This is a genomic window from Rhodovibrio sodomensis, assembly GCF_016583645.1.
GTDB lineage: Bacteria > Pseudomonadota > Alphaproteobacteria > Kiloniellales > Rhodovibrionaceae > Rhodovibrio > Rhodovibrio sodomensis.
In genome coordinates, this window is sequence record NZ_NRRL01000107.1 from 1 (window position 1) to 16,400 (window position 16,400).

General features: G+C 69.6%; 17 protein-coding genes and 1 pseudogene. 7 read left to right on the forward strand and 11 right to left on the reverse strand.

Annotation, left to right across the window (positions count from 1 at the left end):
• The 3 genes and pseudogenes from CKO28_RS22285 to CKO28_RS22295 form a co-directional block, all read right to left on the reverse strand.
• Window positions 1–1,028 (reverse strand): IS110 family RNA-guided transposase (locus CKO28_RS22285; RefSeq protein ID WP_200343100.1); only part of this gene is annotated, 1,028 nt, incomplete at its 3' end.
• A gap of 105 nt (window positions 1,029–1,133) precedes the next feature.
• Entirely contained in the window at window positions 1,134–1,769 is a 636-nt protein-coding gene (locus CKO28_RS22290) for an argininosuccinate synthase domain-containing protein (protein ID WP_200343101.1), read from the reverse strand.
• Window positions 1,769–2,422, reverse strand: a pseudogene (locus CKO28_RS22295) (HalD/BesD family halogenase); the annotation flags it as partial. The gene CKO28_RS22290 and the pseudogene CKO28_RS22295, both read right to left, overlap by 1 nt.
• A gap of 573 nt (window positions 2,423–2,995) precedes the next feature.
• Here CKO28_RS22295 and CKO28_RS22300 point away from each other — a divergent pair.
• Window positions 2,996–3,820, forward strand: coding sequence for a DUF1045 domain-containing protein (locus tag CKO28_RS22300; protein ID WP_200343103.1), 825 nt, complete (start codon window positions 2,996–2,998; stop codon window positions 3,818–3,820).
• Between the two features lie 113 nt (window positions 3,821–3,933).
• Window positions 3,934–4,059: a hypothetical protein gene (locus tag CKO28_RS28970; RefSeq protein WP_274611053.1), complete on the forward strand. Its 126-nt coding sequence runs from the start codon at window positions 3,934–3,936 to the stop codon at window positions 4,057–4,059.
• Here the strand turns inward: CKO28_RS28970 and CKO28_RS22305 are convergent.
• From CKO28_RS22305 to CKO28_RS22320, 4 genes are read right to left on the reverse strand one after another with little or no spacing between them, the layout of a single operon-like run.
• Window positions 4,056–5,072, reverse strand: a complete 1,017-nt coding sequence (locus tag CKO28_RS22305; RefSeq protein WP_200343104.1) for a DUF4340 domain-containing protein — start codon at window positions 5,070–5,072, stop codon at window positions 4,056–4,058. The genes CKO28_RS28970 and CKO28_RS22305 overlap by 4 nt on opposite strands.
• Before the next feature lie 13 nt (window positions 5,073–5,085).
• Window positions 5,086–6,876, reverse strand: a complete 1,791-nt coding sequence (locus tag CKO28_RS22310) for a Gldg family protein (protein ID WP_200343105.1) — start codon at window positions 6,874–6,876, stop codon at window positions 5,086–5,088.
• Window positions 6,877–6,893: 17 nt separating this feature from the next.
• Window positions 6,894–7,670, reverse strand: a complete 777-nt coding sequence (locus CKO28_RS22315; RefSeq protein WP_200343106.1) for an ABC transporter permease subunit — start codon at window positions 7,668–7,670, stop codon at window positions 6,894–6,896.
• Window positions 7,671–7,672: 2 nt separating this feature from the next.
• Window positions 7,673–8,389: an ABC transporter ATP-binding protein gene (locus tag CKO28_RS22320; RefSeq protein WP_200343107.1), complete on the reverse strand. Its 717-nt coding sequence runs from the start codon at window positions 8,387–8,389 to the stop codon at window positions 7,673–7,675.
• A gap of 172 nt (window positions 8,390–8,561) precedes the next feature.
• On the opposite strand from CKO28_RS22320, the gene CKO28_RS22325 reads away from it, so the two are divergent.
• Entirely contained in the window at window positions 8,562–9,122 is a 561-nt protein-coding gene (locus CKO28_RS22325) for a YdcF family protein (RefSeq protein WP_200343108.1), read from the forward strand.
• A 7-nt stretch (window positions 9,123–9,129) separates the two neighbouring features.
• Here the strand turns inward: CKO28_RS22325 and CKO28_RS22330 are convergent, their stop codons facing one another.
• The 3 genes from CKO28_RS22330 to CKO28_RS22340 all read right to left on the reverse strand — a co-directional run bounded on the left by CKO28_RS22330 (window position 9,130) and on the right by CKO28_RS22340 (window position 11,174).
• A complete protein-coding gene (locus tag CKO28_RS22330) occupies window positions 9,130–9,318 on the reverse strand; it encodes a hypothetical protein (protein ID WP_200343109.1) in 189 nt (62 codons plus the stop codon).
• 294 nt (window positions 9,319–9,612) lie between these two features.
• The gene (locus CKO28_RS22335; protein WP_200343110.1) at window positions 9,613–10,098 is read right to left on the reverse strand and encodes an RT0821/Lpp0805 family surface protein; all 486 of its coding nucleotides are present in this window, start codon (window positions 10,096–10,098) and stop codon (window positions 9,613–9,615) included.
• 638 nt (window positions 10,099–10,736) lie between these two features.
• Window positions 10,737–11,174 carry a Ros/MucR family transcriptional regulator gene (locus tag CKO28_RS22340; RefSeq protein WP_200343111.1) on the reverse strand — a complete coding sequence of 146 codons (438 nt, stop codon included), beginning with the start codon at window positions 11,172–11,174 and terminating at the stop codon, window positions 10,737–10,739.
• 384 nt (window positions 11,175–11,558) lie between these two features.
• Here CKO28_RS22340 and CKO28_RS22345 point away from each other — a divergent pair, with 384 nt between their 5' ends.
• From CKO28_RS22345 to CKO28_RS22360, 4 genes are all read left to right on the forward strand, one after another.
• The gene (locus tag CKO28_RS22345) at window positions 11,559–12,260 is read left to right on the forward strand and encodes a hypothetical protein (RefSeq protein WP_200343112.1); all 702 of its coding nucleotides are present in this window, start codon (window positions 11,559–11,561) and stop codon (window positions 12,258–12,260) included.
• Window positions 12,257–13,015 (forward strand): response regulator transcription factor, encoded by a 759-nt coding sequence (locus CKO28_RS22350; RefSeq protein ID WP_338050225.1) that lies wholly within the window; start codon window positions 12,257–12,259, stop codon window positions 13,013–13,015. Before CKO28_RS22345 ends, CKO28_RS22350 begins: the two co-directional genes overlap by 4 nt.
• Before the next feature lie 106 nt (window positions 13,016–13,121).
• Complete coding sequence (locus CKO28_RS22355; protein WP_200343113.1) at window positions 13,122–14,723, forward strand: sensor histidine kinase; 1,602 nt, start codon at window positions 13,122–13,124, stop codon at window positions 14,721–14,723.
• Between the two features lie 250 nt (window positions 14,724–14,973).
• Window positions 14,974–15,582: an HPF/RaiA family ribosome-associated protein gene (locus CKO28_RS22360; RefSeq protein WP_200343114.1), complete on the forward strand. Its 609-nt coding sequence runs from the start codon at window positions 14,974–14,976 to the stop codon at window positions 15,580–15,582.
• A 258-nt stretch (window positions 15,583–15,840) separates the two neighbouring features.
• Here CKO28_RS22360 and CKO28_RS22365 read toward each other — a convergent pair.
• Window positions 15,841–16,400: Lrp/AsnC family transcriptional regulator (locus CKO28_RS22365; protein ID WP_437127649.1), on the reverse strand; the 560-nt coding region annotated here is incomplete at its 5' end.

Consider the following 16,400-nt stretch of genomic DNA (forward strand, 5'->3'; position numbering starts at 1 on the left):
GCGCGCAAGCGATGGTATAGCGCACGCAGGTAGGTGCCCTTGGCTTTGCTGGCGCTGACCGCGCACTGGACGAGCGTCGTCTTCAGCCAGGGTGCCCCAGGGCGCAGCCGGTTGGACCGGCGTTTGCCGGCACTTTCATCGTTGCGTGGGACGAGTCCGGCCCATGAGACGAGGTGACCTGCGGTCGGGAACCGATCCATGTCGACGCCGATCTCCGAGATGATCGTCTCAGCGCTGACCTCTCCCACCCCTGGGATGCTCGTCAGCAGGCGCGCCGCTTGACGAAAAGGGGCCAGCCGTTCGGTCACCTCCGCGTCGATGTCGGCGATCGCCTGGTCGATCGCATCGATGTGCTGCAGGTGGAGCTTGAGTAGGAAGCGATGGTTCCGGGTGACGCGGCCAAACAGCGCCGCACGCAGATCCTCAGGGCTCGCCTTGATGCGGCGATCCGCCTTGGCGGCGAGGACGGTGGGATCGCTCTCGCCGGCGACGATCGCGTCCAGGATGGCGCGGCCGGTGACGCCCAGGATCTCACTGATCACCGAGTCCAACTTGATGTTGGCGGCTTCGAGGGTCTTCTGGATGCGCTGGGCGTGCCGGGTCTTCTCGCGGGTGAGTTGCTTGCGGGTACGGACCAGCTCGCGAATCTCGGCGATCGCGACTGGTGGCACGAAGCTGCTGCGGACCAGCCCGTGGGCGAGCAGATCGGCTAACCAGGTGGCGTCGTTGACGTCGGTCTTGCGGCCGGGAACAGCCTTGACGTGCGCGGCGTTGACGAGGACCAGATCGACGTCGCCGTCGGCGAGGATGTGCCAGACCGGCTTCCAGTAGACGCCGGTCGCCTCCATGGCGACATGCGTGCAGCCGTGCTCGGCCAGCCACGCGGATAGGTCCAGCAGCGCGCTGGTCGTCGTGTCGAAGCTCCGCACATCCCGGTTTACCGTGGCGCCGTCGGCCAGGCGAACACAGGCCACGACGCTAGTCTTGTGCACGTCCAGGCCGGCACAGCGCTTGTAAAGAACGTCCATCTCAAGCTCCTGATGAGAGAGAACGTCACCGGCGTAGAGCCCCAACAACAGGAAGTCTCGCAAACGCGCTCCGGGATCGGCGATCCGTGGCGCAGATCGGGGTGCTCATGGGGCTCCGGGTCCAAACTCGCATTCGGGCTTACCGCACCAAGGGGAAGCCAACCTCGCTGCCAGTGAACACGCGCAGTGTAGCCCAAGTTTCGTCCGACAGGGTCGCGCAAAGCGCGGTGCGCAACTCGCATAGTTGAGCAGATCCGACCTGGACGAGAGGCCCCACTCCCGCCAGGGAACCGTCACCGCGAGATCCGGCGCCAAGGCTGCGTAGGTCAACTCGAAGCGGATCTGGTCGTTGCCCTTCCCGGTGGCGCCGTGAGATACCGCGTCCGCCCCGAGCTCCCGGGCGACGTCGACCTGCTTCTTCGCGATCAACGGCCGCGCCAAGGCCGACCCGAGAAGATAGCGGCCCTCGTACAGGGCGTTACCTTTCAGCATCGGCCACGCGAAGTCTTGGGCGAACTCCGCGCGCGCGTTCTCGATCCGGACCTCGGACGCGCCAGCATTGCTGGCGCGTCCGGCGATCGCGTCCAGGTCTTCCGGTTGCCCGACATCGACGATCAGGCAGACGACCTCGGCGCCGTACGTCTCCTGCAGCCATTTCAGGGCGACCGTGGTGTCCAAGCCGCCGGAGTACGCGAGCACGATCCGCCGAATGGACGGCTGATGAGCCGGGGCCGCGGGCATCAGGTCGGCTCCCAGAGGGCTTCAACCCTCTCGTGGCTGATGTCGGATCGCATGTCCTCCTCGGTGGCGAAGGCGAAGTTCACGATCAGCCGCCGATGCTCGTTGTCGAGCAACGGGTAGACGCGGTGCATCGTCCGGCTTGTCTGCATGAGATAGGCTTGGCCCGGGCCGAAATGGTAAGAATAGATCGGGTTCTTCAGGAAGAACCGGAGCACGTCGGGCTTCTCCTTGTCCCAGAAGATGTTCGGAACGCATTGGAGAACGCCCCCTGTTTCGGGCGGCGGCGCATCCAGGATCCAGACAAGCGCAAGGGAATAGTCATCCCAGTGCCAGCCGTGCGTAGCGCCTTTCTCGTCAAGCTGGGTAATGACCATGCGCTCGGGCTCATAGGGGCACGAATAGACGTTGTCGCGCACGATCTTGGAGACGAGTTCATGTAATCGTTCGTCTTTGTCCAAATTGGCAATCACGCCATTTTGTTCGGCGATATATTGTTGCTCAACGTTTTTCATCCGGCGCGGCGTTTGATCGGTCGCGTCCATCCGGAACTCGCGTTGTTTGCCATCTTTAGAGATCAGATTTTGTGCTTCACGTTTCATCTGTTTGTGGAGATCTTCCGAAAAGATATCTGAAACATCAACGATCGAATTGGCGTTGAAGAGTTTCGCCTTTTCTTACAGAACGTCGTTTGACAATTCTGTGACAGTCGGCCTATTCGCCATAGCGAAGGCCTTTCTTTGCTTCGTTTGGACTGTGAAGGACGCTACCAGCCACAATCGGCTGTATACACCGTTGAAACGTACAAAATTATAGAAATACGCGCTTTCGGTTGTGCCGGCGCCGCCCGTCGCGGACTTACAGCCGCACGGCGTGCGTCCGTCCCGGGAGGTTACGCCGTTGCGTGGGCGCGCTCGCACAACGCCCGGCCGACCAACCAACCCATGGGAGGGATACCCAGGGGGAAGACGCTGAGAGGCGGCCCCGCCTTCCCGCTCAATCTCGCCTTGTCTTCGGCGAGATACAGCAAAATTCACGATGAAAGCCGGCTCGGCTTGGATCGATTTCGTGTCCAGGTCTCAGGCCGACACGGCCCGCCAGCGGCGACGTGCGCAAGTCTACCCGACTCGCTGGGCGTATGTTGGTCTTTGCCCTCGAACACGGGCTCGGGTTAAACACGCAGCGCGTCTGAGCCAGGACAGGCCACTGCTGTGAACGAAAGAGGGCGCATGGACCGATCGAGCAACACGCCGCAAGGGCCGCTTTCCCAGAAGCCCGCGCAGGCGCAACCGAGACCCGACGCTGGCGCGGCCACCGGGCCGGAAACCGACGGCGAGCCCGGCACCGCGCCGCCCGCCGACGAGACGCCCGACCCGGCGGACGCCCGTTACGCGATCTACTGGACGCCGCCGCCCGACGGGCCGATGGCGATCCTGGGCGAGCAGCTGTTCGGCCCCGGCCGGGCGGATCTGGCGCAGGCGGTCGGCGTCGATCCCGATACCCTGATCCAGGCGACCGAGGGGCCGGCCCACTACGGCCTGCACGCCACCCTGCGCGCGCCCTTCCATCTGGCCGACGGCGTGGCGCCGGAAGTGCTCGGCCAGGCGATCGCCGACTTCGCCGCCCAGCACGCCGCGGCCCCGATCCCCGAGCCGGAGCTGGCCGAGCTCGGCCCCTACCTGGTGCTGCGGCCGAGCCGCCAGGCGCCGGAGCTGGACGCGCTCGCCGCCAACGTGGTGCAGGCATTCGACCCCTACCGCGCCCCGTTGGGGGGCCGCGAGCTGGAGCGCCGGCGCGCCGACGGCCTGACCCCGCGCCAGGAGGAGCACCTGCACCGCTGGGGCTACCCGTACGTGTTCGACACTTTCCGTTTCCACGTCACCCTCGCGGGCCCGTGCGACGGCCAGACCCGTACGCTGCTGGCGCGCGCCCTGCAGCCGCAGCTGGCCCCGCTGCTCACCATGGATTGGACGCTCGACGCCCTGTCCCTGGTCACCCAGCCCGACCGCTATACCGCCTTCGACCTGGTCGAACGCTTCCCCCTGACCGGGTAGCCGGCACGCCACGGATCGGCGATGATGCCGGTCGGCCGGCTCAAGTGCCTTGCCGGGGGCTGGGTCGGGACCAATTTTCCGGTCGGAAGGAATGGGCCGGGAGGCGCGCCGCGATGACGGTGATGATGGTGATCGGCAAGGCGGCGTTGTGGTTCGCGATTCCGCTGGTACTTGCCGGGTTCGAGCTGTACCGGCTGAAACGCGATGAAAAGCGCGACGCCGAGCGCGCGGACGATTAATCGCTTAATACGTCTGCCTGGGTGCGGGTCAGGCGCTCGGCGATGTAGTCCGCGACCATGTAGGCCCAGCCGTCGAGCCGGGCGTCGAGGCGTCCGGCCCGCTCCGCGGCGGCCGGGCGGTCGGCGCTGGCCGACAGGGTCAGCCAGAACCGCCGATCGCGTTCGAACACGCGTAGCTGCAGGCGCAGCCCGTCGAACGTGACCACCGTGGTCGCCGCCACGCGGGTCGCACGCTCGAGGGTGCTGGCCGGCGCGACCCGGTCGAACTTGATCTCCGAGACGAGCGATCCCAGCCGGCGCACGGCGGCGACGTCGAGCCGCCGGCCCCGCGGCACGTCGGCGATCGCCAGCGCCGGCGCGTCTTCCGCCGGGCGCACCGCGACCAGCCGGCCGCCGCCGACGCGCGCGATCTCGATCCGGCGGATCTTCCCCGGGGGCAGGTCGATCACGGCGGTGTCCAGGAACGGATAGGCGTCGTCCGACAGGTCCGCCAAACCGGCGGCGAGCCAGGCGCGCTCGCCGCCCGGCACCCGGACGTAGGTGCCGCTGGACGCCCGGCCGGTCAGCTCGTGGCGCTGCTTGCCGACGATCAGTTGCGCGATATCGCCGCCGTCGCGGCCGGTCAGGGTGACCCGCCGGGCCAGCGGATCGGTCGCCGGATCGCCCAGCGCCAGCCGTCGGAAACGCGCGGGATCGGCTGTCTTGGGCGCGATCTTCTCCAGCTTGGCGAGGCCGACCAGCAGCCGGTTCACCCGCTCCGTGCGCGCCGGGTAGCCGTGTGCGCTTGCGACCGCCCAGCCGTCGCCGTCGCGCACCAGCACCACGCCGGGCTTGCCCCGCACCTCGACCGCGATCCGCTGCACGGCCGGCAGGCGGCCGGCCAAGCCGGGCAGCACCGGCTCGCCCGCGAGCCGCACCTGCGCCGGCCGCGGCTCCAGCCACGACAGCGTCAGGGCACCGCCGCCCGAGAGCAGGGTGACCAGCGCGAGCACGATCAGGGTGCGCAGCGACATCGCCAGCTCCCCCCTAGCCGCGCGCCGCGGGGGTGCGGGCGCGCCGAACCCGGCGGACCAGCGCCAGGGCGAGCGCCAGCAGCGCGACCAGCGCCGGCACGCTCCAGGTGACCAGCGCCTGTACCCGGGACTCGATGGTGGCGACGCCAGCCCGCAGTTCGTGCTGGACGGCGCGCAATTCGCCGCGCGCCGCCAGCATGTCGGCGCGCAGGCGGTCGATCTCCGCGCGCTGGGCGTCGGACAGCACCAGGCCGGTCTCCCGCTCGCGCCGTTGCAGGCTGGCGATCCGCTGCTGAGCCTGGTTCACCCGCTCCGCCAGGCGCTGTTCGCGCGCGCGGTATCGCGCCTCGGCCGCGCGCCGGATCCGCTCGATCACGGTGAACGGCCGGTCGCTCAGGCCGCGGCCGCGCAGGTCCAACAGGGCCTGACCGCCGGTCAGCGTGTCGGCCAAATTGAGCACGAAATCGCCGTTGCCGGTGGCGGCGACGCGGCGCGTCTCGCCCATCACCTCCTGCCGGCGGGTCCAGACCGCGTCGTCCAGCAAATCGCTGTCGGCGACCACGACCAGCGCGCCCGCGCCCGCCGGCCGGTCGACCCGCGCGGCCAACACGCGCGGCTCCCCGCTCGGCGCGAAATCGGCCAACAGGCGGCCCGGGTTCGGCCGGGTGGCGATCCGGTCGAGCGGGATCGCGGCGGCCTGGTCGCTGGTCGTGACCAGCGGACGCAAGGCCGTGCCATCGACCGCTTGCAGGCTGCCGGCGGAGTTCAGCGCCAGGCCCGGCAGGTTGGCGGTCGCGGGGTCGTCCGCCGCCAGCCGCTCGCCCGGCAGCAGCAGCCAGGGCAGGTAGTCGACCGCGGTCTCCCGCCCGCCGACGCGCGCCCGCACCCGCCGGGCGTGCGCCCGGTCGCCGACCACCGCCTGTGCGTCGATCGCCACGCCCCAGTCCGCCAGCAGCGGGGCCAGCGTTCGCAGCCCGTCGCCGTAGGGGGTGCCGGGGGCGCTTGCGAGCGCCTGCGTCTCCGCGAACGGGTCGGCGAAGGCGACCACCGCGCCGCCGGCCGCCGCGTAGCCGCGGATCGCCGCCTCGAGGTCGCCATCGAGCGCCGGCGGCTGGGCCAGGATCAGCAGGTCGAGGGCGTCGGGCAGGGCGGCATCGGCGGCCTGGATCTCGACGACATCGTAATTCTGGCGCAGCCGCTCGAGCACGCGCCACGCCGGGGTGCCGCGCCGCGGGTCGCCCGCCATCGGCAGGTCGGTCAGAAGGCCGACGCGCGGCGCCTCCGGGTGCGCCAGCCGCTGGACCGCGCGGGTCAGGTCGTGTTCCAGGAAGGCCGCGCGTTCCGGGGCGAACAGCGGGATCGTCTTGCGGTCGTCGGTGCTGTTGCGCCCGACCAGCCCGAAATAGGCGGTCTCCCCGGCCCGGCCCAGCTGCAGCGCGGTCAGGCCGTCGGCGAGCGCGCGGTCCTCCTCGGGCGAGTACGGCTCGGGCGTGAAGCGCCGCAGGCGCAGCATGCCGTCCGACAGGCGCACGTACTGCGCCAGCATCGCCGAGACCCGCCGGGCATGGTCGGCAAGCGGCGGGCCCGACTCGATCACCGCCTGCGAGCGGTAGTAGGCGAGCGTAATCGGCTCCGGGATGTCCGCCAGCACCGCGCGCGTCGCGTCGGACAGGGTATGCCGGTGGTCGGCCGTCAGGTCCAGGCGCGCGCGCTCCAGGGCCTGCAGCGCGAAGGCGTTGACCGCCAGGAAGCAGGCGATGGCGAGCGCGATCGTCAGGCGGGAGCGGGTGCGGCGGGTGAACACGGACGATGCTTCTGGTTTCAGGCGTCGCGCTGCAGTTCGACCAGCGCGGTGTTGGCGACAAGCGCACAGCCGATGAGCGAGACGAAGAACACGACGTCGGACAGCGCGACCACGCCCCGCTGGAAGCCGGCGAAGCGGCTCAGCACCGACAGCTGAGACAGCGCGTCGGTTAAGCCGGCGGGCAGGATCTCGGACAACAGCCCCTGGCCGACCTCGCTGCCGCCGGCGAGCAGGACGAAGCAGGCCGCGAGCGCGAGGACGAAGGCGACCACCTGGTTCCGCGTCGCCGCCGACAGGCACGCGGCGACCGCGAGATAGCCGCCCGCCATCAGCCAGGAGCCGAGGTAGCCGGCCAGGATCGCGCCATGGTCGGGCGCGCCCAGATAGGCGACCGCGATCCAGATCGGCGCGGTCAGCGCCAGCGCCAGGCCCAGGAAGACCCAGCCGGCGGCGAACTTGGCGACCACCAGGTGTCCGCTCGTCACCGGCAGGCTCAGCAGCAGCTCCAGGGTGCCGCTGCGCCGCTCCTCCGCCCACAGCCGCATGCCGACCGCCGGGACCAGCACCAGATAGAGCCAGGGGTGGAAGTCGAAGAACGGGACCAGATCGGCCTGCCCGCGGGCGAAGAACCCGCCGAGCTGGAAGGTCAGCAGCGCCGAGAGCACCAGGAAGGCGATGATGAAGACGTAGGCGAGCGGGCTCAGGAAATAGGCCGCCAGCTCCCGCTTCGCCAGCGTGAGGGTGAGCGTGAACGCGCCCGGCGGCGCTGGGCCCGGGCTGTCGGCGGCGCGCATGGCTAGGCGGCCCGGGTCAGCTGGCGGAACACCTGATCCAGCGGCCCGCGCCGGGCGAGCTCCGCCGGCGCGGCGTCGGCGACGATCCGGCCGGCGGAGACCACGATGCAGCGGCTGCACACAGCCTCCACCTCCTCCAGCACGTGGGTCGAGATCAGGATCGCCCGGTTCGCCGCCAGCTCGCGCAGCAGGCCGCGCACCGCGTGCTTCTGGTTGGGGTCCAGGCCGTCGGTCGGTTCGTCCAGGATCAACAGGTCGGGCTGGTGCAGGATCGCCTGGGCCAGCGCGGCGCGCCGCTTGAACCCCTTGGACAGGGTCTCGATCGGCCGGTCGAGCGCGCCGTCCAGCTCCAGCCGGTCGACCGCCCAGGCGATCTGCCGGCGCCGCGCGGCACCGCGATAGCCGCGCAGGCGGGCGGCCGTGTCGAGCACGGCCCGCGGGGTCATGTCGGGGTAGAGCGGCGCGCCTTCCGGCAGGTAGCCGATGTGCCGCTGCGCCGCGCGCCGGTCGGTCGCGACGTCGTGCCCGCACACCCGGACGGTGCCGTGGGTGATCGACAGCGCGCCCGCGATCATTTTCATGCTGGTCGACTTGCCGGCCCCGTTCGGGCCCAGGAAGCCCAGCACCTCGCCCGCGTTCAGGTCGAACGACACGTCGTCGACCGCGGCGACACGCCCGAACCGGCGGGTCAGGCCGGCGATTTGCAGGATGGGGCGCATCAGACGGGGGTGCTCGGGCGACACGGGACCAGGGGCGGCAAAGGGTCCCTCCATGGTGGCGATTTTCCGCGCCCGCGCAAGGACTTCATGGTGCCGGACGGGATCGGTGCGGCGGCGGTCGACGGGTGGCGGCGCTGGCCAAGCCTGCCGCGATCGGCTATCGCCGGTCGGTATGGACGACGGAGCCGGCGGGCGGGACAGCGTGATCGTGCTGGGCGCGGCCTTCCGCGACGGCCGGCGCGGGCCGAACCCGGCGCTGGTGCGCCGGGCGCGCCATGGCGCCCGCCTGACCCTGGGCCGGTCGGATCGGGTGTTGGTCGCGGTGGGCGGCGGCGCCGCGCGGGAAGCCGCGGCGATCGCGGAGGTCGCCGGCGCTGCCGGCGTGCCGCCGGCCGCGATCCTGGCCGAGGCGCGGTCGCGCAACACGCTGCAGAACGCCGTGCTGACGGCGCACCTGGTGCGCCGTCACGGTCTGCGCGGCGGTTACCTGGTCACCGACTGGCCGCACATGCCGCGCGCCTGGCTGTGTTTCCGCCTGGCGGGCGTGCGCTGCCGGCCGGCGCCGGTGCCGGGAACCGCCGGCAAGCCGGGCTTCTGGATGCATGAGGCGATGGCCTGCGCCGCCTACCTCGCCCGGCTGCCGCGGCTGCTCCGTGCGGCCCGCCGGTTGCGGACGCGCCCGTGGAGGAGCCCAAGGGCAAGACGCCGCAAGGTAGAACCGCCGTTCAGCTGACCCGCGCCTAACGACTCAGCCAGTCGGGATGCTGATACAGGCTGCCGCGTGGGGTCGCCATGAACTGGGCGTCCTGAGTGTCGCGGCGCGCGCTGTCCAGTTCCCGCTTCAGCCAGCTGAGCGCCGGATCGACCCCGCGGGCGAGGCGCGCGGGCAGGCTTGCCAGGAGGGGGAGTCGGGGCCGGTTGATGGACATCGGTTCGCTCTCATCGTCTGCTGCGGCGTCCGCGCCAGCCGGACCGCCGCGTGGGTCATCCCCGCTTGTCCTGAACACTTTAAGCCCCGAAGCTTTCAAAAAGGTTTCGAACAAAACGGCAAGGCACCGGATTTAAACACATTAATTCTGGTGGAAGTCGAGCGAAATCGCGCCGATGCCGGCTCGGGGCGCAGGCCAAGTCACCGATCGGCCGGGTCCGAAAAACAAGCCGGCCGGGAGCCCAACCCGGCCGGCACGGCATCCGAAACGTCGGTTTGGCCGGGCGGGGCGGCGTCAGCTCTCGACGATCTTCCAGCTGCCGTCGGGCTGGCGGCACGCGGTGCCGTAGGCGTCCTTGGCTTCGCCGCCGACGATGATGGTCTGCTGGAACTCGCGGCAATAGCGGCCGGAGTCGGTCTTGTACGTTTCCGTCGGCGTGACCGTGCCGCGATGGCCGGTGTCTGGGTTCTCCCAGGTCGAGCTCTCGCCGGTCGGGTTGTTCTCCAGCGTCTCCTGGGTGGTGCGGGTCAGGCGCTCCTCGTCGCCCTCGCTCAGCCGCCGGCCGATTTCCGAGCCGACCAGCGCGCCGATCACGGCGCCGGCGCCGGTGGCGATCAGCTTGCCGGTGCCGCCGCCGATCTGGCTGCCGACGACGCCGCCCAGGACGGCGCCCCCGGCGCCGCCCGCGACTTCAGCGCCGCTGGGCCCGCCGCGCGCGCAACCGGCGAGCGACAGGCCGATCGCGGCGAGGGCGACGATGACGTGACTGATGTGTCGCATGACCTTCCCCTAGATGCCCGAAATGAAAACGCGTGCTGCGCTGTTGTCTAACCGGACGATCTGACGAGGGGCGGGGCCGGCTTCAAGACAGGCGAGCGTGAGCGCTCCGTGTCAGCGAGCGGCGGCCGGCGGAAGCGGCCCCCTGGCTGTACAATAAGAAGAGGACGCGGCCGGCACCCGCAGCGAACAGCGAACCGACCGCGCCCCCGAAGAGAGACAGCCAGGGAGGTCGTTCGCTTCAGTTCAAGCGGTCGGGAGGATCGCGATGCCATGTTTCGTCGACAGCGTCCCGTCGCCCGGATCCCGCCGTCAGGGTCCCGTCGGCAAGACCGCGCCTCGAGTCCAGACATCATGCGACGTCCCGCGGGGAGCGCCCACAAGGCGCGCCGACCGGGGCGCGGCCTGAGTGGCCCGGCATCGGAAGCCGTGCACGCGGCGCCGTGAGAAGGCCTCACACGGACCGGTGCCGATAGGTCTTATACCGAGAGGCCGGACCACTTCTGGCATCGCGATGCACCCCTGACATAGGCAAGTAACCGGGCGCTGTCCACCCCGGCGCTTGCGCGCCGGGGCGGGAATTTCGCCGCAACCCGCGACGCCGAACACAGCGCCCCGGCCGGTCAGGGCGGCGGCGCGTTTTAAGCCGCCTCGGACCCGCCTTCGCCCTCGCGGCGGCCGAGCCCGATCGAGCGCGCGATCTCCGAGCGGCGCTTGGAGGTGTTCGGCGCGACCATCGGGTAGTCCGGCCGCAGGCCGTAGGTCTCGCGGTACTGCTCCGGGGTCAGGTTGTGCGCTTTGGCGAGGTGGCGCTTCAGCGCCTTCTGCTTCCGCCCGCACGCCAGGCAGACCAGATGGTCCTTGCCGATCGACTTGCGCGGGCTGACGGCCGGCTGCGCCTCGCCGGGCCCGGCTTCGGCCTCGCCCGACTGCAGGTTCTTCAGATCGCGGGCCACGGCCTGGATGACCTGCGGCACCTGATCCGGCTCGACATGGTTGTGCGCGACGTAGGCGGAGACGATCCGCGTGGTCATCTCCGCGATCGTCTGGTTGTTGGGGGTCTCGTTCGATTCGCTCATTTTGGGCCTTTCCTCCGGTTCCGAAAACTGTGTAAGACATAGTCGATTTGTCAGACGCGTTAAAGAGTTTTCACATGCTTTCTTCTAAATCTTATCTCAAGAGCAGTATGCTTGAAGAGCTACAGCGCAGATCGGCCACCAAACATAGGCTAAAACTTGGACCGGACTGCGGCGCGGTGCCGCAAGCCGCGGCGCCAGGCAGGCCCGACGCCGCCGCCGTGAAGTTTTCCGCCGCAAGTGCGGCGGGCTTGACCGCACGTGAGGGGGCTGACACGGGACGCACATCCGCGCGTCGGTTTACAGGGGTCGCAAAGGCCGGGGCGTGCTTATAGGCTAGATCCGCGTCCCGCAGCCATGCGCGCGGGCGAAAGGGAGCGATTGAGCTTGAAGACTGCCCTCTTGGTCCTGCTGCTGCTGTCGCTGACGGCATGTCAAGCCTTCCCGCCCGGATCCGGCGGCGACGCGGGCGACCCGGACGCCGGTTCCGTCTCGGACGGGGAGGCCGAGGTCGTCAGCGGCCTGGACCCGTCGGCGCAGGACCGGGCCGAGCGCGCGCGCGACCGCCGGATGCCGCCGCCCAGGCCGCCCGAGCTGCCGCCGCGCGGCCAGCTTGGCGAGGACCGCCTGACCGGTCTGACCACCAGCCAGACCTGGGACCTGCTGGGCCCGCCCAGCGAGGTGGAGGAGCAATCCCCCGCGACCGTATGGACCTACGAGGTGGCGGGCTGCCGGCTCGAACTGTTCTTTTATTTCGACCTGGAAAGCCAGCAGCAGCGCACGCTCGCTCTTGACCTGGAAGCCGCCAGTGATTTTGTCGGAAGCCGGCCGTTTTGCTGGTACACCTTGGCCGAACGCGGGCGCACCCGCGCGGCCCCGCTGCCGCAGGCCGACAGCGGTCGAAACACCCGGGACAGCGCCCGCGTCCCGACGGCCGGGCAACTCGATGGTGCGTCCACCGACCAGGCCTCCGGCGCCGAAGGCGCGCCGGCGGACGACGCGGAGGGCCAGTCAGGGCCGGCGGACGACGCGGCCGCTGAGAGCGGCACGGACGCGAACGCGCCGTCAGAGGGGGAGAACGCTCAGTGAGCGCGAACGAGGACGATGACGCACGGCTGGTGGTCGTCGACGACGACCCGATGTTCCGTGAATCCCTGGTGCAGAACCTGAAAGACGATGGCTACGAGGTCACCGATTTCGGCGCAGGCCAGCCGGCGCTGGATTACCTGCGCGCCGGCCATGCCGCCGATCTTGTGGTGCTCGATTGGCGGATGCCCGGGATGACCGGCATTCAGCTGCTGCGCGCGATCCGCGAGCACGAGATCGAGGTGCCGGTGATCTTCCTGACCGTGCTCGGCGACCAGATCTACGAGGAAGCCGCGCTGCACCACGGCGCCGTCGACTTCGTCGAGAAGTCGCGCAGCCTGTCGATCCTGAAAAAGCGGATCGAGCTGTCGGTCAAGCGTGCCGACGCAGCCCCCGCCGGCGAAGGGCCGAGCGGCGATGCCGACGCGATCGACACGATCGGCCATCTGGAACTGAACCGGGAAACCTCCCGCGCCTACTGGAAGGGCGCGGAGGTGCCGCTGACGCTGAACGAATTCCGGATCGTCGATCTGCTGGCCGGTCGGCCGGGGCGCGACGTGCGCTACCGCGAACTGTACGACCAGGTGCACGGCGCTGGCTTCATCGCCGGCAGCGGCGAGGAAGGCTACCGCGGCAACGTGCGGACCCTGATCAAGCGCATCCGGCAGAAGTTCCGCGCCCTCGACGAGACCTTCGAGGCGATCGAGAACTATCCCGGCTTCGGCTATCGTTGGCGCGACGACAAGGCCCGCCAGTGAGCGGTTCGCCGGTGCGCCGCGGGGGCGCGCCCACGTGCGTTCGGCACGCCGCCCCCAAGCGGCCGCCGGCAGGCCGGTCGTCGCGCTCGCACCGGAGGGCGGCCCGATGATCCGCGCGTTCCTGCATTCGGTCGCGGCCAAGACGGCGGTGGTGGCGATCGTGTTCTTCGCCGTGCCGTTGCTGCTCTACCAGCAGTTCCAGGACGTCGACCAGGAAAAGCGCCAACTGCTGCTGCGCAGCCTGGAGAACCAAGGCCAGGTGATCGGCGAAGCCCTGCGCCCGCAGCTCCAGGACTACGACGGCGACGCGCTGCGCGGGATCGGCCAGGCGCTCCAGCGCCTGGGCGGGGTCGACGGGCTGAAGATCAAGCTGCTGCTGCGCCCGGCCAGCGCCGACGACCCGAGCGGCTTCTACTACATCGCCTCCGCGCCCAGCGTCTCCAGCGACTACCTGGAGGAGGAGCGCGCCGAGCTGGTCGAGACCGGCGTGTTCGAGAAGCTGCAGGACACCTGCGCCGGCAACCGGCCGCTTGCTGTGCGCTACCGCAACCCGGCGGGCGAGGAGGAGGTCCTGACCTCGGTCACGCCGGTCAAGACGGACGCCGGTTGCTGGGCGGTGATCACCTCGCACAGCACCGACGCGGCGCTGGGTGCGGCAATCGGCCAGCCGTACTGGCAGACCCCGGAAGTGCAGGCCGCCTTCGTCATCTACGTGATCATGGCGGTGCTGGTGATCCTGCTGTTCGTCGCGATCTGGCGCGCGCTACGGCGGTTCGCCCGGGCGGCCCGGACGATCCGCGTGCAGGGCATCTCCGAGGCCGGGCCGCAGTTCTCCCAGATCAACCAGGTGCCCGAGCTGGAGGGCGTGGCGGTCGAGTTCGACCGCATGGTGAGCACCCTGCGCAACGCCGCCCATGCGATCCGCCACGCCGCGGAGGACAACGCCCACGCCTTCAAGACGCCGATCGCCACGATCGCGCAGTCGATCGAACCGCTGCGCCGCGCCGCCGGCGACAACACCCGCGCCCAGCGCTCGATCGAGCTGATCGAACGCTCGCTCGACCGGCTGGACGCCCTGGTTGCCGCCTCGCGCCGGATGGACGAGGCGACCGCCGAATTGATGGAGGCCCCGCGCGAGCGCATCGACCTGCCGCAGTTCGTCGGCGCGACGCTGGACGGCTACACCGACCAGGCCGCGGCCAAGGGCGTGCAGCTGGATCGCCGGCTGGCGAACCGGGTCGAGGTGCTGGCGTCCGAGGACATGCTGGAGACGGTGCTGGAGAACCTGCTCGACAACGCCATCGACTTTTCCCCGCAAGGCGGCCGGATCGAGGTCTCGGTCGGGCGCCAGCAGGCCGACGCCGTGCTTTCCGTGACCGACGCCGGTCCGGGTGTCGAGCCCGACCGCATCCAGCAGATCTTCGAACGCTACGTGTCTTCCCGCGCCGAGCACAGCCAGAACGGCGCGGGCGGGAACGGCGCCGGCCGCCAAGGCCGGGAGGCGGCCGGCGGCGCGCCGAGGACGGCCGAGCAGGAAGACGCCGAAAGCGCCCGGATCGCCCAGAGCCCGACCGCGGGCAGCCAGCACTTCGGCATCGGCCTGTGGCTGGTCCGGCGCAACGTCGAGGCGATGGGCGGCGAGGTCACCGCGGAGAACGCCAGCCCCAACGGCCTGCGCATCACGGCGCGCCTGCCGCTATCGACATAGAGCAAAATCGACGAAGGTCGGGTCGACCTGCATCGTGGATTTTTGCCCTAACTGCTTGAAGAGAGAGCAAGATTCAGCTGAGAGGTGGCTTCACCTTTCAGCATCTTGCTCTAGGATCGGCTGCTGCCCATTGCGTGCGCCGGCCGGGCTCACGACGTGATTTGCGGGGGGTAAGGCGCTGATGCGCTGGCCATTCCCAGCGTCCCGCGACGGGCGAAGGCAGAGCAGGACGACCTTAAGGAGAAGCCCGATGGCCGTGAACGACGCGGATCTGAACGTCCCCGTCGACATCGCTTTCCACGGCATGGAGAGTTCCGATCACCTGCGCCACCAGGTGATCAAGCAGGCCCGCAAACTGGACCGGCTGCGCAGGCACATTACCGGCGTGCGGGTGGTGTTGGAAGCCGACCACAAGCAGACCGACAAGGCGACCCTGCACTGCAAGGTCGAGGTCTCGGTCCCCGGCGCGGACACGCTGGTCGCGCAGAAGGAGGACCGGCCGCACGAAGCGGTCATGCACGCCGACCAGTACAGCGTGATCAATGAGGCCTTTGAAGTCGCGGTTCGCCGGGTCGAGAGCTACGTCGACAAGCATTTCGACCATCATCACAAGCAGCCGCACCCGGCCTCGGGCCAGGCGCGCGGCACGATCACCCGGGTCGACACCGAGCGCGGCCACGGCATGCTGGAGACCCAGGGCGGGCAGAGCCTGTTTTTCCAGGACACCGCGGTGAAGGGCGAGACGCTGTCCGACCTCGAACCCGGCATGGAGGTCACCTACGCCCTGGCGGCGGCCGAAGGCGCCTACGGGCCGGAGGCGAAGGAAGTCACCCGCGTCGTCGGCGGCAAGACGGACTAGAGCAAGATGCTGAAAGGGGAAGCCATCTTTCAGCTGAATCTTGCTCTCTATTCAAGCAGTTAGAGCAAAATTCACGATGAAGGTCGACTTGACCTTCATCGATTTTACTCTAGGCGCGGGGGTACACCTACCGCCAATCCAAGTCCCCTCTCCTCCTGTGGGAGGAGAGGGATAGGGAGAGGAGGGTGCCCGCGGCATGTGCCCGTGGCGCCTCCTCCCCTAGCCCCTCCTCCCACAGGAGGAGGGGAATCACACGCCTCACCTCGTCGTCTGCCCGCGGGCGAGCTGCCGCAGCGTCTCCAGCGGCGCGCCGGGCGCCTCCTTCACCCGCTTGGTGACGATGTAGGTGAAATAGCGGCCGATCGCGATGTCGGCCGCGAGCAGGTCGTCGATCAGCGCCTGGTAGCGCTCGATATCGACCGTGACGACCTTGAGCAGATAGTCGGTGCCCCCCGAGATCGACCAGCACTCCACGATCTCCGGCCGGGCGTTCACCGCGGCCTCGAAGCGGGCGAAGTCACCGCCGCGGTGGCTCGACAGCGTCACCTCGACGAACACCGTGGTGATCCGCACCACCTTGGCCGCGTCCACATCCGCGTGGAAGCCGCGGATGATCCCCGCCTGTTCCAGCCGGCGCATCCGTTCCCAGCACGGGCTGGGCGACAGGCCGATGCGCTCGGCCAGCTTCAACTTGGTGATCCGCCCCTCCTGCTGGAGGGTGGCCAGGATGCGCACGTCGTAGGCGTCGAGCTTGATCGAGGACATCGGAGCCGAGGTGCGCGGGGACGGTCGGACGGGGAGGGGCGGACGGTGACGCG